Source organism: Agarivorans sp. D1326 (genome assembly GCF_056958115.1).
Map to the genome: position 1 here is coordinate 89,474 of NZ_JBTWEN010000007.1, position 22,874 is coordinate 112,347.

26 protein-coding genes are annotated in these 22,874 nt (G+C 44.2%); 13 read left to right on the forward strand and 13 right to left on the reverse strand.

Going from position 1 to position 22,874, the window contains the following annotated elements; translation table 11 throughout:
• Nucleotides 1–82: 82 nt before the first annotated feature.
• The 5 genes from ACYFDN_RS14385 to ACYFDN_RS14405 all read right to left on the reverse strand — a co-directional run bounded on the left by ACYFDN_RS14385 (nt 83) and on the right by ACYFDN_RS14405 (nt 5,167).
• Nucleotides 83–631 (reverse strand): hypothetical protein, encoded by a 549-nt coding sequence (locus tag ACYFDN_RS14385; RefSeq protein ID WP_483511677.1) that lies wholly within the window; start codon nt 629–631, stop codon nt 83–85.
• Nucleotides 612–2,030, reverse strand: coding sequence for a capsule assembly Wzi family protein (locus tag ACYFDN_RS14390; protein WP_483511678.1), 1,419 nt, complete (start codon nt 2,028–2,030; stop codon nt 612–614). The genes ACYFDN_RS14385 and ACYFDN_RS14390 overlap by 20 nt, the downstream gene beginning before the upstream one ends.
• A gap of 188 nt (nt 2,031–2,218) precedes the next feature.
• Nucleotides 2,219–3,244, reverse strand: a complete 1,026-nt coding sequence (gene tdh / locus ACYFDN_RS14395) for an L-threonine 3-dehydrogenase (protein WP_483511790.1) — start codon at nt 3,242–3,244, stop codon at nt 2,219–2,221.
• 2 nt (nt 3,245–3,246) lie between these two features.
• Nucleotides 3,247–4,440: a glycine C-acetyltransferase gene (locus ACYFDN_RS14400; protein ID WP_483511679.1), complete on the reverse strand. Its 1,194-nt coding sequence runs from the start codon at nt 4,438–4,440 to the stop codon at nt 3,247–3,249.
• A gap of 82 nt (nt 4,441–4,522) precedes the next feature.
• Nucleotides 4,523–5,167 carry a TetR/AcrR family transcriptional regulator gene (locus ACYFDN_RS14405; protein ID WP_016400134.1) on the reverse strand — a complete coding sequence of 215 codons (645 nt, stop codon included), beginning with the start codon at nt 5,165–5,167 and terminating at the stop codon, nt 4,523–4,525.
• A 156-nt stretch (nt 5,168–5,323) separates the two neighbouring features.
• On the opposite strand from ACYFDN_RS14405, the gene rfaD reads away from it, so the two are divergent.
• Genes rfaD through waaA form a run of 6 tightly spaced genes read left to right on the forward strand, consistent with a single transcriptional unit; the run spans nt 5,324 to nt 11,344 of the window.
• Nucleotides 5,324–6,280: an ADP-glyceromanno-heptose 6-epimerase gene (rfaD, locus tag ACYFDN_RS14410; protein WP_016400135.1), complete on the forward strand. Its 957-nt coding sequence runs from the start codon at nt 5,324–5,326 to the stop codon at nt 6,278–6,280.
• Between the two features lie 47 nt (nt 6,281–6,327).
• Nucleotides 6,328–7,359, forward strand: coding sequence for a lipopolysaccharide heptosyltransferase II (gene waaF, locus ACYFDN_RS14415; protein WP_483511681.1), 1,032 nt, complete (start codon nt 6,328–6,330; stop codon nt 7,357–7,359).
• 36 nt (nt 7,360–7,395) lie between these two features.
• Nucleotides 7,396–8,328 (forward strand): glycosyltransferase family 2 protein, encoded by a 933-nt coding sequence (locus ACYFDN_RS14420; protein WP_483511682.1) that lies wholly within the window; start codon nt 7,396–7,398, stop codon nt 8,326–8,328.
• 2 nt (nt 8,329–8,330) lie between these two features.
• Complete coding sequence (locus tag ACYFDN_RS14425) at nt 8,331–8,732, forward strand: GtrA family protein (RefSeq protein ID WP_152785316.1); 402 nt, start codon at nt 8,331–8,333, stop codon at nt 8,730–8,732.
• Nucleotides 8,733–8,752: 20 nt separating this feature from the next.
• On the forward strand, nt 8,753–10,087 hold the full coding sequence (locus ACYFDN_RS14430; RefSeq protein WP_483511684.1) for a 3-deoxy-D-manno-octulosonic acid transferase: 1,335 nt from the start codon (nt 8,753–8,755) through the stop codon (nt 10,085–10,087).
• Nucleotides 10,088–10,093: 6 nt separating this feature from the next.
• Complete coding sequence (waaA, locus tag ACYFDN_RS14435) at nt 10,094–11,344, forward strand: lipid IV(A) 3-deoxy-D-manno-octulosonic acid transferase (RefSeq protein ID WP_483511685.1); 1,251 nt, start codon at nt 10,094–10,096, stop codon at nt 11,342–11,344.
• On the opposite strand, the gene ACYFDN_RS14440 is transcribed toward waaA, so the two are convergent.
• On the reverse strand, nt 11,341–12,060 hold the full coding sequence (locus ACYFDN_RS14440) for a 3-deoxy-D-manno-octulosonic acid kinase (protein ID WP_483511686.1): 720 nt from the start codon (nt 12,058–12,060) through the stop codon (nt 11,341–11,343). The genes waaA and ACYFDN_RS14440 overlap by 4 nt on opposite strands.
• An 89-nt stretch (nt 12,061–12,149) precedes the next feature.
• Here ACYFDN_RS14440 and ACYFDN_RS14445 point away from each other — a divergent pair, with 89 nt between their 5' ends.
• Nucleotides 12,150–13,199, forward strand: a complete 1,050-nt coding sequence (locus ACYFDN_RS14445) for a glycosyltransferase family 9 protein (protein WP_483511687.1) — start codon at nt 12,150–12,152, stop codon at nt 13,197–13,199.
• The gene (locus ACYFDN_RS14450) at nt 13,196–13,981 is read left to right on the forward strand and encodes a glycosyltransferase family 2 protein (RefSeq protein ID WP_338622666.1); all 786 of its coding nucleotides are present in this window, start codon (nt 13,196–13,198) and stop codon (nt 13,979–13,981) included. The genes ACYFDN_RS14445 and ACYFDN_RS14450 overlap by 4 nt, the downstream gene beginning before the upstream one ends.
• 2 nt (nt 13,982–13,983) lie before the next feature.
• On the opposite strand, the gene ACYFDN_RS14455 is transcribed toward ACYFDN_RS14450, so the two are convergent.
• Nucleotides 13,984–15,054 (reverse strand): glycosyltransferase family 9 protein, encoded by a 1,071-nt coding sequence (locus ACYFDN_RS14455; RefSeq protein WP_483511688.1) that lies wholly within the window; start codon nt 15,052–15,054, stop codon nt 13,984–13,986.
• A 4-nt stretch (nt 15,055–15,058) separates the two neighbouring features.
• Entirely contained in the window at nt 15,059–16,102 is a 1,044-nt protein-coding gene (locus ACYFDN_RS14460; RefSeq protein WP_194164209.1) for a glycosyltransferase family 9 protein, read from the reverse strand.
• A gap of 205 nt (nt 16,103–16,307) precedes the next feature.
• Here ACYFDN_RS14460 and coaD point away from each other — a divergent pair, with 205 nt between their 5' ends.
• Nucleotides 16,308–16,790 (forward strand): pantetheine-phosphate adenylyltransferase, encoded by a 483-nt coding sequence (gene coaD, locus ACYFDN_RS14465; protein WP_483511689.1) that lies wholly within the window; start codon nt 16,308–16,310, stop codon nt 16,788–16,790.
• Between the two features lie 5 nt (nt 16,791–16,795).
• On the opposite strand, the gene mutM is transcribed toward coaD, so the two are convergent.
• From mutM to radC, 5 genes are all read right to left on the reverse strand, one after another.
• A complete protein-coding gene (mutM, locus tag ACYFDN_RS14470) occupies nt 16,796–17,608 on the reverse strand; it encodes a bifunctional DNA-formamidopyrimidine glycosylase/DNA-(apurinic or apyrimidinic site) lyase (RefSeq protein ID WP_483511690.1) in 813 nt (270 codons plus the stop codon).
• Nucleotides 17,601–18,068, reverse strand: a complete 468-nt coding sequence (locus ACYFDN_RS14475) for a hypothetical protein (protein WP_483511691.1) — start codon at nt 18,066–18,068, stop codon at nt 17,601–17,603. Before ACYFDN_RS14475 ends, mutM begins: the two co-directional genes overlap by 8 nt.
• Nucleotides 18,069–18,207: 139 nt before the next feature.
• On the reverse strand, nt 18,208–18,363 hold the full coding sequence (gene rpmG, locus ACYFDN_RS14480; protein WP_285762680.1) for a 50S ribosomal protein L33: 156 nt from the start codon (nt 18,361–18,363) through the stop codon (nt 18,208–18,210).
• A 23-nt stretch (nt 18,364–18,386) separates the two neighbouring features.
• Nucleotides 18,387–18,623, reverse strand: a complete 237-nt coding sequence (gene rpmB / locus ACYFDN_RS14485) for a 50S ribosomal protein L28 (RefSeq protein WP_016400150.1) — start codon at nt 18,621–18,623, stop codon at nt 18,387–18,389.
• Nucleotides 18,624–18,756: 133 nt separating this feature from the next.
• Nucleotides 18,757–19,431 carry a RadC family protein gene (gene radC / locus ACYFDN_RS14490; RefSeq protein WP_221075328.1) on the reverse strand — a complete coding sequence of 225 codons (675 nt, stop codon included), beginning with the start codon at nt 19,429–19,431 and terminating at the stop codon, nt 18,757–18,759.
• 131 nt (nt 19,432–19,562) lie between these two features.
• On the opposite strand from radC, the gene coaBC reads away from it, so the two are divergent.
• From coaBC to mscS, 4 genes are all read left to right on the forward strand, one after another.
• Nucleotides 19,563–20,771: a bifunctional phosphopantothenoylcysteine decarboxylase/phosphopantothenate--cysteine ligase CoaBC gene (gene coaBC / locus ACYFDN_RS14495; protein ID WP_483511692.1), complete on the forward strand. Its 1,209-nt coding sequence runs from the start codon at nt 19,563–19,565 to the stop codon at nt 20,769–20,771.
• A gap of 13 nt (nt 20,772–20,784) precedes the next feature.
• Nucleotides 20,785–21,240 (forward strand): dUTP diphosphatase, encoded by a 456-nt coding sequence (gene dut, locus ACYFDN_RS14500; RefSeq protein ID WP_221075330.1) that lies wholly within the window; start codon nt 20,785–20,787, stop codon nt 21,238–21,240.
• A 51-nt stretch (nt 21,241–21,291) separates the two neighbouring features.
• Nucleotides 21,292–21,885 (forward strand): nucleoid occlusion factor SlmA, encoded by a 594-nt coding sequence (gene slmA / locus ACYFDN_RS14505; protein WP_016400155.1) that lies wholly within the window; start codon nt 21,292–21,294, stop codon nt 21,883–21,885.
• A gap of 127 nt (nt 21,886–22,012) precedes the next feature.
• The gene (mscS, locus tag ACYFDN_RS14510; RefSeq protein WP_016400156.1) at nt 22,013–22,843 is read left to right on the forward strand and encodes a small-conductance mechanosensitive channel MscS; all 831 of its coding nucleotides are present in this window, start codon (nt 22,013–22,015) and stop codon (nt 22,841–22,843) included.
• Nucleotides 22,844–22,874 lie beyond the last annotated feature (31 nt).

The following is a 22,874-nucleotide window of genomic DNA, read 5'->3' on the forward strand; positions in this document are numbered from 1 at the left end:
TGCCCACCACATGAAAACTATAACAAACTAAAGACTAAACACTGACCTAAAGCTCGGCGTTTAGCCGTTCTAACATAGTAAACTAAAAATTGTACGACAAACGCAGCTGCAACAAGTCATAGTCTCGAATATTGAACTCACCTTCTGGGTAACCTAAGTTGTTGTCGGTATCATTTGAAGTCTCGCGATATTCAGCGCTGAGTGACCATGTGTCAGATAAGTCGTAGCGAATATACCCACCTAATAACATGCCATAAGCTTTATTAAATCGGTTACTGTATGAACCACCTGCAAAAGCACCTATGTGGAATTGCTCATAAAATCGGTAGCGCGCATCAACGGCTTTAATATACCAATAAGAGTTCTGTGCTTCGAAGTCAGTAAGATCGCCGACAAAGCCACCACCAAAACCTAACTCAAATTTGTCTGAAAGAATACCGTGATACTCAACAGCTACGTCACCCGCAGCAAAGTTTTCGTAACCTCGGTGATCGCCAATTTTATGCACCCCTAAGCCAACATGAACGCTCGGAACAAATTGGGTATCTTTAATCGACAAGGGCTTGGCATTAACAGTGAATGTGGTGCTTAAGAGTACTGCAAGTACTATTTTATAAGTGATATTGTGCATACAATCGTCCATAAGAGTCTTTAGAAGTATCACGTCCAGCTAAAAACCCAGCTGTTACATTTTGACCAAATAGCTTAAACCCATACATCATGTCTAACTCGTAACCAAGGCTATAGTCTGAGTAGTGCTCTTCATTCTTGATAAAGCGAAGAGTAGAAAACAACTGCTCTTGGTTACTTAATGTATATTGATACTGAAATGAAAAAGCGTGTGCGCCTGGAGCTTCAGTTATATCTTTTCGGTTACCGCCCCCCCAATGCCCCATCACATTTCCATTATTGGTAAAACCATTTCGATACATCCAATGGTTATACCACTGAGATTGCCAGCTATTCCATTCTAGACGTAAGGATGACTGCTCGGTGAGCAAAGGTAAGTAAACCCCTGCGCCAAAAGTAATATTACCTAAACGATTATCTCGACCAATAGCAATATCTTCACCGCCATACTCGAAATAAATGCTCATTGGTTGACCAACATCGACATTAAAACGACTATGAATCGCCATCTGTTGGTTACCCCAAGCGTCATCCCCAGCTTTATTGCGTTGTACACATGTCGGACAAAAAATAGCTTCGAGAATATCACCAAAAGACCTATTTACACCATCACCACCATATTGAAAATTGCGGCTAAAGCCAATCTGCCACCAATCAACAGGCATCGCAGTAATTTGATAACTAATCAATTCAGGGCGGTCTTTACGGCACTCCCCTTTTACGTTAATACAATCGACTTCTTCTAACTTGCTGTAAAAAATTTCGTATTGAAAACGCCAAGATGTTAGCGGTTTAGAGTTACTAAGAGTGATAGAAGGGGATACTTGTGCATGTGTACTCATCAACATCGATGAGTCATTAAAAGGCGAATACCAATGCTCACGCATCCCTACATCTAGTTGCATCCAATCAAAACCTAAAGCAAAAAATGTTTCAGTGGGGTTGAGCTGATTAGCTTGGGTGTAATGAGCGCCTAAGGACAATGCGGCCCAATCAGTTGCTCTCCAGTGCCCTCTCAAGCTACCTTGAATATTGTCCTCAACTTTTTGCCCTCGTGCATTGGCGATACTCTGTTCACCATTGCCTACAGATAACTCTAAGTTTACATCGGTTAAAGCAAGGTTTTGCTCATAACGCTTTAAATAGCTATCAATACGCTTATACAGAGCAGGATAAACCTCAGTAATCATCTCCGCATAATGCCTAACTTGAGTAACTGGGTAAGGGCGCTTCATACCTGGGGCTGATGTGATAGTGATTAGTTTTTCTATATCAGATTCTATAATCCGATTTTGATTTAGCGGTAGGTACAGGGATACTTGCGCTACCCCGCCAAAACTAATTAAAGCAAGGCATCCCGCCAGAATATAGCGCCTTAAGTGACTAATTTTTGAAAACAAAGGGAAATTCCTTTTTACAACCTATATGTGGAGTGCGCTTAAAAACTACAACTGCAACACTGTATATTTACCTAAGTTAATGCCTGAACCACCTTAGCAAAGAGTACAACAAACTGTCGATATGATATTTGTCACTTACCTCTAAGGAACAGTCAAGTTAGTTGTCACTTTTGTAAACATTTAGGCATTTAGCTCCAATCCAAAATAACTTTGCCACTTTGTCCTGAGCGCATCGCATCAAAACCTTGCTGAAAATCGTCAACACTATAGTGGTGGGTAATAATTGGACTTAGATCGAGGCCAGATTGTACCAAAGATGCCATTTTATACCATGTTTCAAACATCTCTCGGCCATAGATTCCTTTAATCACCAAGCCTTTAAAAATAACTTGGCTCCAATCAATGCCCATGTCGCTAGGTGGAATACCCAACATAGCAACCTTACCACCATGGTTCATCAGCTCTAACATAGAGCTAAAAGCGCTTGGCACACCTGACATTTCTAGGCCTACATCAAAGCCTTCGGTCATGTTGAGTTCGTTCATGGTATCTTTCAACGAATGCTTGGCAACATTAACTACCCGAGTTGCTCCCATTTTTTGGGCTAGGTCCAAGCGGTAGTCATTTACATCAGTTACCACCACATGGCGCGCACCAATGTGCTTACAAATAGCCGCAGCCATTACACCAATAGGGCCGGCACCGGTAATCAATACATCCTCACCCACTAAATCAAACGACAAGGCACTGTGAACTGCGTTACCAAAAGGGTCGAAAATAGCAGCTAAGTCGTCACTAATCTCGTCGGGTAGTTTAAAAGCGTTAACTGCAGGAATAACCAAGTATTCAGAAAAACAGCCAGTACGATTTACGCCAACTCCAACGGTATTGCGGCACAAATGAGTACGACCGCCCCGGCAGTTGCGGCAATGGCCACAAGTAATGTGTCCTTCGCCAGAGACTCTATCACCCACAGAAAAACCACGCACTTCTTGGCCAATATCTACAACTTCTCCCGCATATTCATGGCCTATCACCATTGGCACTGGAATAGTCTTTTGTGACCACTCATCCCAGTTATAAATATGCACATCGGTACCACAAATAGCGGTTTTGTTTATTTTAATCAGAAGGTCATTGTGACCGAGCTTAGGCATCTCAACCTGGGTCATCCAAATTCCAGGCTCTGTTTTTAACTTTGCTAAGGCTTTAATACTCATTCAATCACCCCCAGCTCTTTACCGACTTCTGTGAAGGCTGAAACAGCATTTTCTAGTTGCTCGCGTGTATGCGCAGCTGAAATTTGCGTACGGATCCTTGCTTGGCCTTTAGGTACTACAGGGAAAGAAAAGCCAATCACGTAAATGCCGCGCTCAAGTAATTTGTCGGCAAAAGTGCTTGCCAGTTTAGCGTCACCTAACATCACAGGAATGATGGCATGGTCGGCACCAGCTAAGGTAAAGCCCGCTTGGCTCATCTCAGTTCTGAAGTATTCGACGTTATCCCACAGCTGTTTACGCAGAGCATCTCCTTCAGCGAGTAATTCCAATACTTTAAGAGACGCACTAACAATGGCCGGCGCCAGCGAGTTAGAGAAGAGGTAAGGACGCGAACGTTGACGCAACCAATCAATCACTTCTTTTTTGGCTGAAGTAAAACCACCAGAAGCACCGCCCATGGCTTTACCTAAGGTGCCAGTAATAATGTCTACTCGCTCCATCACTTGATGATATTCGTGAGAGCCTCGTCCATGTTCACCTACAAAGCCAACGGCGTGAGAATCGTCAACCATCACCATGGCATCATACTTATCAGCTAAATCACAAATTCCTGGCAAGTTGGCAATCACGCCGTCCATCGAGAACACGCCATCGGTGGCAATCAGCTTAAAACGCACTCCCGCTTCATCGGCGGCTTTTAAGCATTGCTCCAGCTCTGCTAAGTCGTTATTGGCATAACGAAAACGCTTTGCTTTGCACAAACGAACACCATCAATAATCGAAGCATGGTTTAGTGCATCAGAGATAATCGCATCCTCTGGACCCAATAAGGTTTCAAAAAGCCCAGCGTTGGCATCAAAGCAAGAAGAATACAAAATCGTATCTTCCATACCCAGAAACTCACTCAAGCCTTGCTCTAAGCGTTTGTGAATATCTTGAGTACCACAAATAAAACGCACCGAAGCAGCACCAAAGCCGTGGCTATCTAAACCCGATTTGGCTGCCTCAATAAGAGCAGGAGAATTGGCTAAGCCCAAGTAATTGTTAGCACAAAAGTTAACAACTTGGCCTTGTTCAACAGCGATAGCGGCTTGCTGCTGGGAGTTGATTACTCGCTCATGCTTATATAAACCGTCATCTTTTACTTGTTGTAAGAGCTGAGAAATGTGTGCTGAGAAAGCTGCTGTCATGGCAAACCCTATTTAAATCCAGAATAATAGCTGAATTATAGTGTTTTATTTGGCAAATACAGCCTTAAATCTAAATTAAAAACTATTCACTGCGTTCAGCACATTTTACGTAATGTTGATGCAAATCTTGATAGATGTTTTGAGACTCATCAGTAAAGTATGGGCGCAAGGTAAACAAGATTTTAAGCACCCCTTGATACAACCGAGGTTTGGTGATTTCGCCACCTTTTAGTTGAGCACTTTGGTAGCCAATCCAAGCACCAATAATAAACTTAACGCTGTCGGCTAACTCAGCCATTGTTGCATCATCACCACTTAGAAAGCGACTCTCGCGTAACTGAAAGAGAATATCTCGGCTCCAATTAGCCAGTTCTAGCTGCAAGGCTTGGTATTTCTGTTCTAGTTCAGCATCTCGCGCCAACAGTTCTAGCAAGTTGGCGTACATAAAACGAAAACGCCACATTAGCTCAAAGCTGGCATCAAGGTACTGCGTTAAGTGTTCTAGGCTTAAACGCTGGTCAGCATGAGGACGAAAGCTGCTTTCTAACTGAGCCACGTATAAATCGAAAATGCTGCGGATAATTTCTTGTTTGTTACTGAAATGGTAGTAAAGATTCCCGGGGCTAATGCCCAGCTCGGCGGCGATATGATTGGTAGTGATTTGTCTTTCGCCGCGCTCGTTGAAGAGTTTGAGAGAAGTATGAATTATTTTGTCTTTAGTTTTCATTTGGCTAAAAAGTTCTCAATGATATTACGTTGATACCTGCAAACGCTGCCAAAATCCAGTTTTTATTAACTAGATTCAACTGGAGGCACAATTGCTATTCCCCTCGCCACAGCATAAAATCCTCAGATTAACGGCAATTTTTGGAATGGCAGTATTATGATTATCGTAACGGGTGGCGCAGGCTTTATTGGCGCAAACATTGTAAAAAGTCTCAACGAACAAGGCCATAATGACATCATTGTGGTTGACGACCTCAAAGACGGCACCAAATTCGTCAATTTGGTTGATCTAGAAATCGCTGACTACCTCGATAAAGACGACTTCATAGCCCGTATTGTTTCTGGCGAAGATATTGGTGCTGAATACGGCCAAAAAATTGAAGCCATTTTCCATGAAGGCGCTTGCTCAGCCACCACTGAGTGGGACGGCAAGTACATGATGGAAAACAACTACGAGTACTCGAAAGAGCTATTGCATTACTGCTTAGATCGTCGCATTCCGTTCTTATATGCCTCATCTGCCGCCACTTATGGTGACACAGAAATTTTCAAAGAAGAGAAGCAATACGAAGGCCCACTTAACGTATACGGTTATTCAAAGCTGCAGTTTGATAATTACGTGCGCCGTTTGTTACCCGAAATTGACTCTCAAGTTGTGGGCTTTCGCTACTTCAACGTATATGGTCCTCGCGAGCAACACAAAGGCAGCATGGCCAGTGTGGCTTTCCACCTAAATAACCAAGTAAATGATGGGCAAAACCCTAAATTATTTGAAGGTTATGACGGCTATGGTAACGGCGGACAAAGCCGCGATTTTGTATACGTGGGCGATGTTGTAAAAGTAAATCTATGGTTCTGGAAAAACCCAGACCAAAGCGGTATTTTCAACCTAGGTACAGGCCAAGCAGAACCTTTCCGTGCGGTGGCTGAAGCGGTAATCAACTATCACCAAAAAGGTGAAATTGAGTACATTCCATTCCCAGATCACCTAAAAGGTCGCTATCAAAGCTTTACCCAAGCAAATATCGACAAGCTACGTGCAGCCGGTTACGCAGAACCATTTAAAGATGTTGCTCAAGGGGTCGCTGAATACATGGCCTGGCTAAACAAGTAACAAAAATACTCAAGGGGCGACAAGCCCCTTTTTAACGTAGGTTATGAATGAAGATTCTGGTGGTAGGCCCATCTTGGGTAGGCGACATGGTGATGTCGCAAAGCTTGTACAAAACCCTTAAACAACTGCACCCAAAGGCGCAATTGGATGTACTAGCGCCAGATTGGTGCCGCCCAATGCTAGAGCGGATGCCCGAAGTAGACAATGCATTGCGCATGCCCTTAGGGCACGGTGATTTACAGCTTACCACCCGTTGGAAGCTAGCCCGAGAGCTAAAACAAAACCACTATGATTGGGCTATTACCCAACCCAATTCTTTAAAATCAGCATTAATTCCTTGGTTTGCCGGCATTAAGCAACGTACCGGTTGGAAAGGGGAGAGCCGCTACGGCCTGCTGAACGATTTGCGCAGCAACAAACACGACTTCCCGCTAATGGTGGAGCGTTACGTTTCCTTGGCTCATCCTAAAGCGTCAATGCAATCAGCAGCTGATCTGCCAACTTATCTGCACCCTCAGCTACAAGCCAACCAAGAGAACCAGCAAGAGGCCTTGGCTCAGCTAGCGTTAGACACACTGCATCCTATATTAGCCTTGTGCCCTGGCGCAGAATTTGGCCCAGCAAAGCGCTGGCCAGAGCAACATTACGCACAAGTGGCAGCCCACTGGATTAGCGAGCGCAAAGGTCAAGTATGGATTTTTGGCTCAGATAAAGATCAAGCCGTGGGAGCGCAAATCATTAGCCACGTCCCACAAGAGTTGCAACAGTACTGCCACAACCTTGCAGGAAAAACTAAATTGGCAGAAGCCATCGATTTAATGGCACTAGCTACTTTGGCGGTAAGTAATGACTCAGGTTTAATGCACATCGCGGCAGCGCTAGAGTTACCGTTGATCGCTATTTATGGTTCATCTTCTCCAAAATACACGCCGCCGTTAAGCGAAAACACCGCCATCTTGCATACTGATATCGATTGTCGCCCGTGTTTTAAAAAGACTTGTCAGTTCGGCCACTTAAAATGCTTAACTGAACTAGCACCAGAGCGCGCAATTTCGTCTATTGCTGATTTATTGACTTAACTACACTTACTTTATTTAACGTTGTCGAGACTCCCTATGAGCACAAAGCCTCCGGTTATATCAATAGTTTGCCCTTGCTTTAACGAGCAAGATACAGTGGGTTTATTCATCGATACCATGCTGCCAGAACTTGAAAAAACCGAGCTTAGTTTCGAAATTATTTTTATAAACGACGGCAGTCGCGATAACACCTTAGCCGCACTCAAAGATTTGCAAAAACAACACGCTGGAATAAGAGTCATTAATCTCGCCCGCAATTTTGGTAAGGAAGCAGCACTTACCGCAGGGATAGATTTATCTAAAGGCCAAGTGATTGTTCCCATTGATGTTGATCTACAAGATCCACCCGAGCTTATTCATGACTTCATTCGGGAGTGGAACAATGGCTACGATGTTGTTGTAGCTAAACGTGTTGATAGAACCAGTGACAGTTTCGCCAAAAAGCTCAGTGCTGAATTGTTCTACAAATTTCACAATAAAATATCTCATGTGAAAATTCCGGAAAATGTCGGTGATTACCGGCTAATGACTCGCAGAGTTGTGTCTGCCATTCAACAAATGCCCGAAAACCAACGTTTTATGAAGGGTATGTTTTCATGGGTTGGTTTTAAAACGAAAACTGTAGAATACAAACGAGACCCTCGAATCGCGGGTGAAACCAGTTTTAATGGCTGGAAGCTGTGGAATTTCGCCCTAGAAGGCATTACCAGCTTTAGCACTGCTCCGTTGCGAATCTGGTTGTACATTGGCTTAGCTATTTCTACCTTAGCGTTTATTTATGGCAGTGCTATTGTCATTAAGACACTACTATTTGGTATCGATGCCCCTGGTTACGCATCGTTAATAACAATAATGCTATTTTTAGGTGGGGTACAACTAATCGGTTTAGGTGTGTTAGGCGAGTATATTGGCCGTTTATTTATGGAGTCAAAACGCCGACCTATCTACATTGTCGAAGAAGACAACTAAACATGGCTCACTTAATAGCTAAGCTATTTAGTCTTCGCATCGCGCGATATGGTCTTACTGGGGTTATTGCTACAACGATTCACTTTGTTTTGGCTTTGGCGGTTTTACAGTACTGGCCGCAAGCTTTTGCTTTGGCTAACTTTGTTGGTTTTAGCTTAGCATTTGTTTTCTCCTACCTATTACAGACTTGTTGGGTATTTCAAAACCAGCCTTCATTAAACAATGCCTTGCGCTTTTTTGTGGTGCAGACTTCAGCCTTGTGCTTATCTATCTTATTATCATCTTTACTTAACGATTTTTCGAATATCATTAAAGTTGCGGTAGTGATTGTTTTACTACCTCTTGTTACCTTTGTTATCCATCGCTGCTGGACATACTCCCAAGCAGAAACCCATAAACCTTAACTAACCTACAGAGCTCAATTGTGTCTTTAAACCAACAAATTGAAAAACATTTCACACTAATTTACTGGTCTATCTTTGTTAGCTCTGTTGCTTTATTACTCGTATACGCTAGCAACCAAATCCTCACCGGTGATCAAACTCAAATGCTATTAAAAGGCTACTTGGGCGCCTATCATGGAACGTGGTTAAGCTATGGCAATGCAGCCAGTGTAGTGGGTAATGTACCTGGTTCATTGTCCACTTTATTGGTTGGTTTACCTTTACTCGTTTGGGACTCTCCTTGGTCACCTATGTTGTTGTTACCCTTTATTCGTTTAATGTCATTCTTTCTTTTCGACCATGTTATTAAGCAATGCTTTAGCCCTGTAGTGAGAATTAGCTTCGCCGTGCTATACCTGTTAAGCCCATGGTTCCTATTCGACAGCATCATTTACAACCCCGCTTATTTATGTTTTTTTGCTGCCCTGCATTGCTGGACAGCATTCAATATGAGAGAAAAAAGCAGTTTTATTTCTAGCTTTTTGCATGTTGTAGCTATTGGCTTAGCCATGCAAATTCATTACTCATGGCCAATTTTAGCCGTGATGTCAGCCTACCTATATTATCGGGGTATCATTAAAGTAAGTTGGTGGGGTTTAATTGCCGGTGGCTTAGCCGTATTGGCCAGTTTAGTCCCCTATTTCATGGAAGTATTACAGAACTCCTCAATTCAAGGCCAAGATAGCGAACGATATATTGGCTGGGGTGCGGTAAATGTTTACCCGGTACTCAAAGCCGCCTTGTATTGGCTACGCTATAGCTCTTTCTTGTTTACCAATCGCATTATTGTTGATGCTAATTTTCATTGGCTCACCGATATAGAGTGGCTAAGAATGGTTGTTGATTATATATGGCAAGCAATACTCTTTACGGTAGGTGGTATTACCGTTATATGTGCTTGGGTAGTTAACAAAAAAGCTTGGAAGATTGTCAAACCGCATTGGCGAAGCAGACAAGCATTAAATTTAGCCTCATCTGAATGGCTAATGCATTACGCATTTTCTGCATTCTTAGGCATTATTATCTCGGCAATGTTATCGCCGATTATTTTCTCTTATTGGCACCTAATTATTGCCTTTGCTTTTGCCTTGCTTCCGGTGCTTTATTACGCCGAATACTGGCAAAATAAAAAACCAGAAAAATTAGCAAAGCTAACAATCTTAGTTGCAGCTTATTTCCTTGTAGTAAACCTTGTCGCTAGCCACGACAGCAATAAGTACTCTTATCTAATTAGCTACCAAGAACAGGTTGATGCCTACCTAGAAGAACAAGGTTTAAGCATAGATGACCTAATAGAAGAAAATAAAAGTAACTAAATAACCATGCGTATTTTTTATAACATCTTGCTACTTTTAGTCTTGCCCTTAGCAATGTACAAACTGTACTGGCCAAGAGCTGGAAAACCTTCGGTAGGTGAGCGCTGGCCAGAACACTTTGGAGTGAGTAAAAAAGTATCAGCAGTTGATGTATGGTTCCATGCTGTATCAGTTGGTGAAGTATTGGCGGCCATTCCTTTAATTACTCAATTAAAGCAGCAGCAACCACAATGCAATATATTGCTGACCACCACTACCGCTACAGGTGCTGAGCAAGCGCAATCAAAACTGGCGGATTTAGTCATTCATCGCTATGCGCCCTTTGATTTATGGCCGTGTATTCGCTGGTTTTTGCATTTACATAAACCCAAGCAGCTATGGATTATGGAAACCGAACTGTGGCCAAATTGGCTGCAGCTTTGCCAAAGCCAAAACATTGCGGTATCGCTTATCAATGCTCGTATGTCACAACGTTCTTGCCAACGCTATTTGCGATTTAAAGGCTTTAGTCAACGCTTGTATGGTCAATTGGGGCAAGTATTGGCGCAACACCAAGATGATGCACAGCGCTTTAATCAATTGGGAGTTACAGCAGCCAACTTGGTGGTAACAGGCTCCATAAAATACGATCTACCCGATACCAAAAACATACAGCAACAAGCAGAACAACTTCGGCCTAGTTTGTTTGGTGAGCGCTTAATATGGATTGCCGCCAGCACCCACAAAGGCGAAGACGAGAAAGTGCTTGAGGTGATGCAACAGGTTCGTAAGCAGCTTCCCGACAGCTTACTAATATTAGTCCCCCGACACCCTGAGCGTTTCGACCAAGTGGCCGAATTAATTGCTAACAGCGGCTTTGATTGCGCTCGTCGCAGCCAACAACAAAGCCCCAGCGCAAAAGATGCAGTGTATTTAGCCGATACCATGGGCGAGATGCTGCTGATGTATGCATGCTCAGATGCCGCTTTCATCGGTGGTTCTTTAGTGCCCATTGGCGGACATAATTATTTAGAAGCAGCAGCGCTAAGATTACCCTGCGTTGCTGGCGAACATGACTTTAACTTCTCAGATATCAGCCAACAGCTACAAGCCTGCGGCGCACTTAAACTTAGCGCTGACACCGAACAACTGGCTAATTGGCTTAAAGCATGGTTAAGCGATGCTGAAGAGCGCAACAAAGCGGGGGACGCTGGCTTGTCTATTGTAAAGCAGAACCAAGGCGCTTTAGCGCGTAGCCTAGCTGCTCTGCTGAACTAAAGGGCTTGTTGATAACAAGCAACAAAATACTGCCAGTCAGACTCTAGCCAATGGCAATAACCAGGCTTCGCCTGTTCTTTTTCTAAGGAGCGGTAGAATCGAGCAAGGTTAGCTTGCTGCCATTTCTTTCTCGGTCGACAAATGCGGCCGTTATCAAAATCAATCAACCAAACCCGCTGTTGGTCATCAACCATGATGTTACGTAAGTTGAGGTCGGCATGATAAACCCCAGCCCGATGAAACTGCGCAATCGTCTCGGCAATTTTTTGCCATAGATCTAAAGGTAATCGACGCTCGCTAAGCAACTTAGCAAGATCTTTAGCGCCACTTATGCGCTCTAAAATTAAATCAGCCTGGAAGCTCAAGCCTTTGCGTTTAACCCTGCCAGCAATCGGCACAGGTGCAGGAAGCTCCAAGGTTTGCAATTTCATCAACAGCGAGAACTCTTTCCATACTCGACTGCGCTGTAGGCTTGAATACAAGTAGCGGTCATTGCTCAATTTAGCGACTAAGCCACCACGATGATAATGGCGTAATACAAATTCTCGATGTTCAAAACGAAAAAACAGGGTTTTACCTCGGCCCATCGCTTGGCCTACCACAGCTCTATTTTGTTGCCAATGTCGGGGCTCAAAATAAGCATCACTTACCTGCTGCCACACTGCCGGATTATAAAATAGCCAGCCGTCAGCGGTTTTCTGTTTTTCAATCTGCATAGTTATCGCTTGTGAAACAAATCTCAGCAATTTTACAACGCAAGCTGCAAAAAGCATAATACTTAAGAAAATCCGCCACTTTTGCCAAAATGACCAAGCAGCAAACCACCTTAAAAGTCTGTATTTTACGCCTATCAGCCATCGGCGACGTCTGTAATGCTTTGGCTGTTGTTCAGCAACTTCAAAACAGTTACCCAAATGCCGATGTCACCTGGGTATGTGGCAAAGCTGAAGCACAGTTATTGGCTGCCTTCAGCAATATAAAACTAGTTGTATACAACAAAAAAGATGGCTTAAAAGGCATGCTCGCCATTAAACGTGAGCTTAAAAGCCAGCAATTTGATGTATTGCTGCACATGCAAGCAGCACTGCGCGCCAGCTTGTTAAGTTGCTGCATTCGCGCAAAACGTAAAATTGGTTTTGACAAAAGCCGCGCTAAAGATGGCCAATGGCTATTTACTAACGAGAAAATTGCTCCGGCTATTTCGGCTCATGTATTAGATGGCTTTCTACAATTTTTATTGCCACTAGAAATAGATATTCAAGCCCCAAGTTGGCACGTGCCACTCTCAGAAGCAGACCAAGATACCGCAAAACTGTTGCTGGGCAGTTCCAGTAAACATATCGTGATCTGCCCGGCAGCTAGCAAAGCCTATAAAAACTGGACTCTGCAAGGTTATGTAGGCATCGCCCAATACGCGCTTGAGCAGGGCTACCAAGTGAGTTTAATCGGCAGCCCGGCTAGCAATGAAATGGCGTTAAGTGAGCAAGTTAACCAAGCCTGCCAAGGTAAACTGAACAACCTTTGTGGAAAAACCAACTTAAGCCAGCTTTGGGCACTCATTGCCCAAGCAGATCTGCTAATATCGCCAGATACTGGCCCAGCTCATATGGCGGTAGCGGTAAATACTCCCGTTCTAGGACTATATGCTCACCACAACCCGCAACGCACTGGTCCTTATCATTATCGAGATTACGTGGTGAGCGTATGGCAAACACTGATTGAAAAAGAACAAGGCAAACCCGCAGCTCAGCTTAGTTGGCGCAGCAGAGTGAAAGACCCAAATGCCATGCAACATATTACACTCGATTGCGTAATCGAGATGTTTGAAACGATTAAAATAGAGCAGCAATTATGAGCGAAATGAATCAACAAGCCACAGTAACAGCTATCATTATCGCTAAAAACGAGTCGCTAAACCTTAAAGACTGTATTAACTCATTAACTTGGGCAGACACAGTGATTGTCTTTGACTCTGGCAGTACCGACAACAGTCAAGAGATTGCAGAACAGCTTGGTGCTGAGTTTCACCAAAATGTCGATTGGCAAGGTTTTGGCAACCAGCGCCAGCTAGCCCAACAAAAAGTCAGCACTGATTGGTGTTTCTGGATAGATGCCGATGAGCGGGTCACACCAGAGTTAGCAAGTTCGATACAAAAGGCTTTAAAGAGCGATAACAAAACCATCTACAGTGTCGCCCGACGCTCCTGGGTATTTGGCCGATTTTTGTCTCATAGCGGCTGGTATCCCGATAAAGTACTAAGGCTTCACCCTACTCAACTAACCCAATACAACGATGCTTTAGTGCACGAAAAACTCGTTATTCCAGAAGAAAGCAAAGTTAAACATCTATCTGGCGACTTACTGCATTACACTTATGACTCAATACATCATTATTTAGTAAAATCGGCTGGTTATGCCAAAGCTTGGGCCGATCAACGAGAGGCCAAAGGCAAACGCGCAACATTGGGGCAAGGCATAACACACGCTATAGGTTGCTTTGCAAAAATGTATTTGCTCAAGCGAGGCTTTTTAGATGGTAAGGCGGGCTTTTTAATTGCAATACTGTCGGCGCATTCAACCTTTGTTAAGTACGCCGATTTATGGGCACGAGAAAACGACAGCCATTACAAAAAGTAAACTTACTGAAGTTTAAGTTCTTCCAACAATTTAGCTGCATCTATAGCCGCTAGATCGGTCACGTTGACCGCATGTTCCCCTAAGCAGCCATATTGCGCCACATTGGTCACGGTAAACAAACCTACACAATAAGCGCCAGCAGAGCTTGCTAAGTGCAACGGGCCGGTGTCACCACAGAAAAACAAGGGTACTTGCTGCAAAAACGCAGCAAGCTTTCGCAAATCACTATTTGAGTATGTGAACTCCGCGTCTACTAATGGCTTGGCAACATCAGGGCTCAGAATTTCTATAACGTTTAGCTCTCCGCCATAATGCTTTTTGAACTTGTCTAACAAGATCTGCCAATCTTTATCAGCAATGACTTTGGCTCCCCGAGCACCTCTAAAATAAGCTAGGCAGGGTTTATTATTATGGCCTATCAACCCATTTAGCTCGTTACGAGCGTGCTGTTGTTCAAACTCACTTAACACCAAACGAGCATAATAATCACTAGGCTCCACCTGATGTAATTGCTCTAGAAGCTCCATACAACCTAAAGCATAGTGTTTATAGCGGCGCGTTTGCTTGAAAGTATGACTACAAACGGCACCGTTAACTTTATCATCGTACCCATAAACATTTTTGGCCGTCACTAATGCTGTGACTATGCGATCGCTCGAACCGCTGTAAGGTATTAACACCACATCATAAACTTGTTTACGCAATTGGCGCATAGTAGCGAAAAAGCCCGAAATAGTTTTTAAACCAAATTGCGAATAATGAATTTTACTTAAGCCTAAATTCTCGAAAACTTGGCCTTGCCAAGGATCGGTAAGTAATAGCTCCACTTCCGCATCGGGATACATTTCTATCACTTTATTTACGTAAGGCAGCAAGAAAAACATGTTACCAATGCGCTTGTTATTTCGCACAATGAGTACTCGGTTCACCTCTTGCGGTTTAAGCATTTGCTGCTGGCGCCCTTTACGGCCACCTATCAGCTTTAAAAATGCAGCCTCTAGAGCCACCGAATTATTGCGACGCTTCGCATCAAACTGCCGCAGCGCCGTTCTTATCTTTTTTATTACGCTCATCGTTTTATTCTGCTACTTGTTTTGTTTGCAGCTTTTGCCACCACAAATTAATTTTAACAGCTGAGTCACTCACATTAATCAAACTCATATCTTCTTGAGTAAGCTCACCTGCCGGCGGCGAGAAAGAAATATGTCGGCCTTGGCTATTAAGAGGCTGCCAACGCAGAGGTGTTGCACTGCGACGACTTGGGAAAAAGCCAACAGTTGGCACATCTAAAGCTCCTGCAATATGCAGCGGCCCGGTTGAACCAGCAATAAACACTTCAGCACAGGCCAATACTTCACAGAAGGTTTTTAAGCCCTCTTCTGAATAATATAGCTGACTAGACACCTCTGCAGTATCTAACTGATTCACCAACTCTTGAGCGGCAATTAACTCGCCAGGCCCTGCAGTAATCACAAAGTGTAACTCGGGCTTAAGCTTAGCCAGACAATCAATCAAACTAAAATACTGCTCAATGCTTAAGTTATTTGCCGAGCCACCGCTGCCGATATGTACCATTGCTAAGGCTTTAGCATCCAACTCGGCAAACTCAGCCTGCTTACGTTTAGCAATTTGCTCAGCGCTAAACTGCAAATAAGGAGTAGTAGGCTCTATCGGGTTGACTTGCAACTTAGTTAAAAAAGCGCGAGTAAGTTCTAAGTTGTATTCAAATTCAGGCTTTCTAGATTGAGAGCGGCGTTGCTTTACTCGGTGATTATACAAAAACTGAGCAAGCTTAGTGGCAGGCGCACAGCGTAATTTAATACCGGCGCGTGCACCTAGCCAAGCGTTACGCATGGTTGAGAACAAGCACAAATAACCATCGAAGTGCTGTTGCTTCACCTCGTTAAGTAGTGCTGCTTGCGCACCAGCATCACTATCCGCTCCGCAATCAATAATTACCTTGTCAATCCAAGGGCAAAGCTCTGCGAGAGGAGCGGTATAGCTAGGCACCAAAGCGCTTATTTCACAATTAGGTATTGAAGCTTTTAGCAGCGCAAAGCTGGGCCACGCCAGCATAAAGTCGCCAATTTTGTCGTTTCGCACTACCAACAGTTTTTGCATGTGTTTGTCCCAATCATTAAGCCTGCGCATTGTGACCAATCTTGCACTCCGGCTCAAGAATTTTCCCCAAGCCTGTGAGCTAGTTAGCTCAAGCAGCTTAAGTAAATCTTTTCCCGAACGTTTTAACAGGATTTAGCGTGAATACCTGCATCTTCTGAAAGCTTGGGGTTATAATCCAACTAACATCAATTTTTGGCATAGCTACATGACAACTCGGGTAATTTATCCTGGCACCTTTGATCCAGTGACCAACGGCCATAGCGATTTAATCCAACGCGCGGCGCGTATGTTTGACACAGTAATTGTGGCGGTTGCCGCCAGCCCCAGTAAACAACCTCTGTTTAGCTTAGAAGAAAGGGTTAAGTTGCTGGAACAAACGATTAGTACCAATACCAATATAGAAGTGATTGGTTTTACAGGCTTATTGGTAGATTTAGCCAAACAACAAAATGCCAACGTATTGTTGCGCGGCTTGCGCACCGGTTCTGATTTTGAATATGAGATGCAGCTGGCCGATATGAACCGCCAACTGGATCCCAACTTAGAAAGCGTGTTTCTTACACCAGGCGAGGGGGTGAGTTTTATTTCCTCCACCCTGATTAAGGAAGTGGCCAAACATGGCGGCGAAATAGAACGCTTTGTTGCGCCGCATGTTGCTAAATCCGTCAGTAAGAAACTCGCTAAATAAAAGGGCTAGCGCTGACAATGTGGGCAAAAGAAGGTATTGCGCTGGCCAATACGTAATGCCTTAATCAGCTCCCCGCAAGTATCGCAAGCTTCGCCTTCTCGGCCATATACCGCTAAGGTCTGCTTAAAGTAGCCAGGCTTGCCATCGGCATTGGTAAAATCTTTAAGGCTAGTGCCACCTTGTTCAATGGCTTCCGCCAACACTTGTTTGATGTTGTCGGTAAGCATCTCTAGGCGCACTTTGCTCACTTTGTTAGCAGCACGTTTAGGATGGATGCCCGTTCTAAATAAAGCCTCGTTGGCGTAGATATTACCTACGCCCACGACCACTTTGTTATCCATAATAAATTGCTTAATCGCCACACTTCGCTTGCTGGCTTGCTCAATTAAATACTTAGCTGAGAACTCATCATGTAAGGGCTCTGGCCCCAAATTAACCAACAAATTATGTTGCTCAACGGGTAGCTGACTAAACAATACACAGCCAAAACGACGAGGATCGTTAAGCCTAAGCACTTTTCCATTTGCTAATACTATATCTACATGGTCATGTTTTTCGGCTGCTAGGCCTTGCTCAACAATTCGCAAACTACCCGACATGCCCAAGTGAATAATGATGTGGCCAGCTTCAGTTTCCAGCAGCAAATACTTAGCCCGTCGCGTTACCGACAAAATAGCTAAACCCACACAGCACTGGATCAACTCAGGCACTGGCCAACGTAATTTAGGTTGGCGAACCACTATTTCGCTAATCACTTGTTTTTCGATATGCGGGCTAATCCCGCGACAGCTGGTTTCTACCTCTGGTAACTCAGGCATCGGGTGAACTCATCGTTGGGAAAAGAGCATGGTAGCTGTCGCTATCCACAGACAAAAGCTGGCCTTGCCAGTTGGTAAGCCAATGCTGCTCGCCCAAGCTAAATAAGGTTAGTTCAAGCGGCACGGCTGAGTTGGATAAGTAAACCATTATGCTACGGCTAATTGCTGCGCCACCTAAAGCATCCTGCCAAGGTTCTAGTTGAATATGTAACCACGCATCAATAACAGCTACCGAACGCTCTAGAGGCGGTTCACTGCGCCATTGAGTGCCAACCCGCTCTATTACTACTTCAGGCAATTCAATCCGTAAAATGGTGGTTCCCTGCGGCAATAACAGACCAACAGCTGCTTGCTCGCTAGGGGCGGCCTGTTCATTCATTTCTACGTATTTGAAAATCAAAATCATCGAGGCAACAGCAAATATGATGATGTTATTCCAGCCTCTGCGGCTCATTTTCATCGAGATTCTCCTTTAATTAGGAGCATCATAAGCGGGAAGTCTTTGGTGAGTAAAGGGCACTAGGTTGTTGTAGCCACTAAAAAACAGCCAAAAAAAAGCCCAGCCTAAGCTGAGCTTCTTGATTCATTAAAGCCAAAATCTATTTGATTTTGCCTTCTTTGTACATAACGTGCTTACGAACAACAGGATCAAATTTTTTGATCTCCATTTTTTCAGGCATGTTACGTTTGTTCTTATCAGTGGTGTAGAAGTGACCAGTGCCAGCTGATGAGTTCAAACGAATTTTTTCGCGAATACCTTTAGCCATTTCTTAGTTCCTTATACCTTCTCACCACGACCACGCATCTCAGCTAAAACAGCGTCGATACCTTTTTTGTCGATGATGCGCATACCTTTAGTTGATACGCGTAATTTAACAAAACGTTTCTCAGTCTCAACCCAAAAACGGTGAGATTGAAGGTTAGGCAAAAAACGACGACGAGTGCGGTTTTTTGCGTGTGATACGTTGTTACCAACAGCTGGTTTCTTACCAGTAACTTGGCATACTCTAGACATGTCAGTCTTCTCCAAATATGTACTTCTGCTCGAGCATCTGTTCATGCCCCGTTAGGCCGTCGCCCGGGACGACAGAAAGGCCGCATTTTATACAGGAAATAGAACCCTAGATCAACTAAAAATTGAACAAAGATCAGATCCAACCGCGCTCGGCGAAAGACACAGTCTCTCCACAGCCGACTACAACATGGTCTAAAACTCGCACATCAATCAGTGCTAAGGCCTTGATTAATTTGGTAGTAATTTGCTTATCAGCCAAACTTGGCTCTGCCACACCCGAGGGGTGATTATGGGCAAATATTACTGCAGCAGCATTTTTTTCTAATACTCGCTGTACCACCACCCGTGGGTAAACACTGGCGGCATCAATCGTTCCGAAAAATAGCGGCGCGAATTGTACCACTCGATGCTGATTATCCAATAGCAATATTGCAAATACTTCACGTTGTTGGTGAGATAATTCCATAGAAAGGTAGTTTTTTGCCGATTCGGCGCTATCTAACACACTATTTTCACTAATATCGGCCAGCAAATAACGTCGACTCATTTCAATTGAAGCATGTAATTGTGCAAATTTTGCACTACCCAAACCTTTTTCTGCGCAAAACTGCTGATGATCGGCAGCTAATACTGCTCGTAAGGAGCCAAACTGAGCGAGTAAATGCTGAGCTAAACTCACTGCATCTAGTCCGGCACATCCTACCCGCAAAAAAATTGCCAGTAATTCAGCATCACTTAGACTTTGGGCACCACTATTTAATAGCTTTTCTCTTGGCCGCTGTTCGGCCGGCCAATCACAAATTGCCATGTATTCTAATAACTAATGAATGAATCAATAAAAACAAGCGTAGTCGAAACTGCTGGCTTGTGTATGCGGAGATCTTAAGTTTTGTGATAGGCTTGCCGATATCAAACTGAGATTATCGAAGCGGTATCAGCATGTTAACGGGAAAGAAGATTCTACTCGCGATTACAGGCGGGATTGCGGCATACAAAATGCCAGAGTTGGTGCGTCGTCTAAAAGAGCAAGGCGCAGAAGTAAAAGTGGTAATGACCAACCACGCCACCCACTTTATTACTCCCTTAACGCTACAGGCAGTATCTGGCGAACCAGTAGGCTTGGAGGTAGTCGACCCTGCTCAAGAGGCATCCATGGGCCACATCGCCTACGCCAAATGGCCAGACTTAGTAGTGATGGCGCCCGCTACCGCCAATAGCATTGCTAAGTTTACCCATGGTTTGGCCGACGAATTAGTAAGCACATTGATGCTAGCAACTGCCGCCCCCATTGCCATTGCGCCAGCAATGAACCAACAAATGTACCAAGCAGCTGCTACTCAGGCTAATTTAAGCCAGCTTAAGCAACGCCAAGTACATATATGGGGCCCAGCCCAAGGCGAACAAGCCTGTGGCGATGTAGGCCCAGGTAGGATGCTTGAGCCCGCTCAGCTGCTCACTCACATTAAAGAGTTTTTTGCTCCCAAAGCCCCAGCGCTACTAAAAGACGTAAATGTGATGATTACCGCAGGCCCAACTCGTGAAGCGATTGATCCGGTGCGTTATATAAGCAATCACAGCTCCGGTAAAATGGGTTTTGCTTTAGCTGCTGCTGCCAAACAACTTGGCGCCAAGGTTACGGTAGTTTCAGGCCCGGTGAACTTAAATACACCAGCTGGCGTTAATAAGGTGGCGGTAAATACTGCCCAACAAATGCTCGACGCAACACTAAAGCAAGTAGCTAGTTGTGATATTTTTATTGCTTGCGCAGCAGTCGCCGACTACCGAGTAGCCGATGTTGCTGAACAAAAAATCAAGAAAACCGATGACAGCGACGAAATGCAGTTACGTTTAGTGAAAAATCCAGATATTGTAGCCACCATTGCTGGATTAGCTAACAAACCCTTTACGGTGGGCTTTGCTGCTGAAACACAAGACGTAGCACATTACGCACAAGACAAAATGGCGCGAAAAAACCTAGACATGATCGCCGCCAACGACGTATCAAAGCCCGAACAAGGCTTTAATAGTGAGCAAAATGCCTTATCGGTATTTTGGCCAACTGGCCATCAGCAATTAGACCTCGCTGATAAATCAGAATTGGCACAACAATTAATGGCATTAATTGCCAAGCAGTACGCTGCACAATAATCAAAACAAAAAAATGAAACAAATAGCACTAAAAATACTAGACCAAAGAATTGGCACTACTTTTCCAATGCCAGAATACGCGACACCAGGTTCAGCAGGTATGGATTTACGCGCCTGCTTAGACCAAGCCATAACATTAGCCCCCGGCCAAACCGAGCTAATTCCTACTGGCTTAGCGATTCATATTGCCGATCCTACTCTTGCTGCCACCATTTTACCGCGTTCTGGCCTTGGCCATAAGCACGGCATTGTTCTGGGTAACCTCGTTGGACTGATCGATTCCGACTACCAAGGACAATTAATGGTGTCTTGTTGGAACCGTGGACAAACTACTTTTACCATCGAACCCGGCGAGCGCATCGCCCAGTTAGTATTTGTGCCTGTGGTACAAGCTAGCTTCGAGATAGTAGAAGATTTTGCCGCTAGCCAGCGTGGTGAAGGTGGATTTGGCCATTCCGGTACAAAGTAAACGGTTCTCAAGTAGTACGCTAATAGACTAATAAAAAGGATTACCATAACCATGGCGGGAAAACCAAAAAGCAATCGCCGCGAACAAATTCTGCAGGCGCTAGCGCGCATGTTAGAAACCAGCCACGGACAACGCATCACCACTGCAAGCCTAGCCAAAGAAGTAGGCGTATCAGAAGCTGCTTTGTATCGTCACTTTCCCAGCAAAGCTAGGATGTTTGAAGGCTTAATAGAGTTTATCGAAGAAACCTTGCTATCACGCATTAATCTGATTCAGGAAGAACAAAAAGACACCTTAAATCGCTGCCAGCACATACTCATGCTGTTACTGGGTTTTGCCGAGCGCAACCCAGGCTTAAGCCGCATTTTAACTGGTGATGCCTTACAAGGTGAGCACGAGCGTTTGCGCGCCAGAGTCAGCATTTTGTTCGACAAAATTGAAGTGCAACTTAAACAAGTATTACGCGAGCGTAGGCTACGTGAAGGACAAGGCTTCTTAATTGAAGAAAACAGCCTAGCTACCTTGTTACTGGCCTATACCGAAGGACGTATTAGCCAATACGTGCGCAGTGAATTTAAGCTAGAACCTACCGCCCAATTTGACACTCACTGGGGCTTTTTAAAGCAGCAGCTAGTGCAAAGCTAAGCGCTTAATAGGCCTGCTAAATCCCCCGGCAGGCCTTAAACCTTTCTGTAAAAAATCTAGACACTTGTTTGTATTAAAAAAGCTGCTAAATTTGTAGCTAATTTCACTCCATAAGAAGGCTTAACACATGGACGTATTTACCGAAGGTACCAGTTGGTTTGAGAACAACCAAGACCTGCTAATGCAATACGCAATCAACATTGCTGCTGCTATCGCCATTTTGTTTGTTGGTATGATCGTTGCGCGCGTAATGGCGTCAAGCGTAGAAAAACTAATGAACGCTCGCAAATTAGATACAACCATTAGTCACTTTGTTGGCTCAATGGTGAAATACATCATTATTGCCTTTGTGATTATTGCTGCGCTATCACGCATTGGTATTCAAACCGCTTCGTTTGTTGCCATTATTGGTGCCGCTGGTTTAGCTGTTGGTTTGGCCTTGCAAGGGTCATTGTCTAACTTTGCAGCAGGTGTACTTATTATTGGTTTCCGCCCATTCAAAGCCGGTGATTTTGTAGAGATTGCGGGTACAGCGGGCTCGGTAGCATCAGTGCAAATCTTCACCACCGTGTTAAAAACGCCTGACAACAAACAAATTGTTGTACCAAATGGCGCGGTATTAGGCGGTAACATTGTAAACTACTCTACCCATCCTACCCGCCGTGTAGACTTGGTGGTTGGGGTTAGCTACAACGCCGATTTAGCTAAAACTAAAGCGATATTGCGCGAAGTATGTGAAGCAGACTCTCGTGTATTAAAAGATCCAGACATCACTATTGGTGTAAGCGAATTGGCCGACAGCTCAGTGAACCTAGTCGTTCGCCCATGGGTAAATAGCGCCGATTACTGGGGAGCTTACTTTGACCTAAACGAAAACATCAAAGTGGCTCTAGATAATGCTGGCATCGAAATTCCATTCCCACAAATGGATGTTCACTTGGATAAAGTCGCCAGCTAATACGCCGCTTTATACCAAATAAAAAGCACAG

Excerpts from the sequence above, each read along its gene's own strand:
- dut (WP_221075330.1), top strand. The coding sequence starts at position 20,785 with ATGAAACAAATAGCACTAAAAATACTAGACCAAAGAATTGGCACTACT.
- radC (WP_221075328.1), bottom strand. The coding sequence starts at position 19,431 with ATGGCAATTTGTGATTGGCCGGCCGAACAGCGGCCAAGAGAAAAGCTA.
- ACYFDN_RS14460 (WP_194164209.1), bottom strand. The coding sequence starts at position 16,102 with ATGCAAAAACTGTTGGTAGTGCGAAACGACAAAATTGGCGACTTTATG.
- ACYFDN_RS14455 (WP_483511688.1), bottom strand. The coding sequence starts at position 15,054 with ATGAGCGTAATAAAAAAGATAAGAACGGCGCTGCGGCAGTTTGATGCG.
- ACYFDN_RS14445 (WP_483511687.1), top strand. The coding sequence starts at position 12,150 with ATGACCAAGCAGCAAACCACCTTAAAAGTCTGTATTTTACGCCTATCA.
- coaBC (WP_483511692.1), top strand. The coding sequence starts at position 19,563 with ATGTTAACGGGAAAGAAGATTCTACTCGCGATTACAGGCGGGATTGCG.
- mscS (WP_016400156.1), top strand. The coding sequence starts at position 22,013 with ATGGACGTATTTACCGAAGGTACCAGTTGGTTTGAGAACAACCAAGAC.
- rfaD (WP_016400135.1), top strand. The coding sequence starts at position 5,324 with ATGATTATCGTAACGGGTGGCGCAGGCTTTATTGGCGCAAACATTGTA.
- ACYFDN_RS14450 (WP_338622666.1), top strand. The coding sequence starts at position 13,196 with ATGAGCGAAATGAATCAACAAGCCACAGTAACAGCTATCATTATCGCT.
- ACYFDN_RS14385 (WP_483511677.1), bottom strand. The coding sequence starts at position 631 with ATGCACAATATCACTTATAAAATAGTACTTGCAGTACTCTTAAGCACC.
- waaA (WP_483511685.1), top strand. The coding sequence starts at position 10,094 with ATGCGTATTTTTTATAACATCTTGCTACTTTTAGTCTTGCCCTTAGCA.
- ACYFDN_RS14425 (WP_152785316.1), top strand. The coding sequence starts at position 8,331 with ATGGCTCACTTAATAGCTAAGCTATTTAGTCTTCGCATCGCGCGATAT.
- slmA (WP_016400155.1), top strand. The coding sequence starts at position 21,292 with ATGGCGGGAAAACCAAAAAGCAATCGCCGCGAACAAATTCTGCAGGCG.
- rpmB (WP_016400150.1), bottom strand. The coding sequence starts at position 18,623 with ATGTCTAGAGTATGCCAAGTTACTGGTAAGAAACCAGCTGTTGGTAAC.
- ACYFDN_RS14440 (WP_483511686.1), bottom strand. The coding sequence starts at position 12,060 with ATGCAGATTGAAAAACAGAAAACCGCTGACGGCTGGCTATTTTATAAT.
- mutM (WP_483511690.1), bottom strand. The coding sequence starts at position 17,608 with ATGCCTGAGTTACCAGAGGTAGAAACCAGCTGTCGCGGGATTAGCCCG.
- ACYFDN_RS14420 (WP_483511682.1), top strand. The coding sequence starts at position 7,396 with ATGAGCACAAAGCCTCCGGTTATATCAATAGTTTGCCCTTGCTTTAAC.
- coaD (WP_483511689.1), top strand. The coding sequence starts at position 16,308 with ATGACAACTCGGGTAATTTATCCTGGCACCTTTGATCCAGTGACCAAC.
- waaF (WP_483511681.1), top strand. The coding sequence starts at position 6,328 with ATGAAGATTCTGGTGGTAGGCCCATCTTGGGTAGGCGACATGGTGATG.
- ACYFDN_RS14475 (WP_483511691.1), bottom strand. The coding sequence starts at position 18,068 with ATGAAAATGAGCCGCAGAGGCTGGAATAACATCATCATATTTGCTGTT.
- ACYFDN_RS14405 (WP_016400134.1), bottom strand. The coding sequence starts at position 5,167 with ATGAAAACTAAAGACAAAATAATTCATACTTCTCTCAAACTCTTCAAC.
- ACYFDN_RS14400 (WP_483511679.1), bottom strand. The coding sequence starts at position 4,440 with ATGACAGCAGCTTTCTCAGCACACATTTCTCAGCTCTTACAACAAGTA.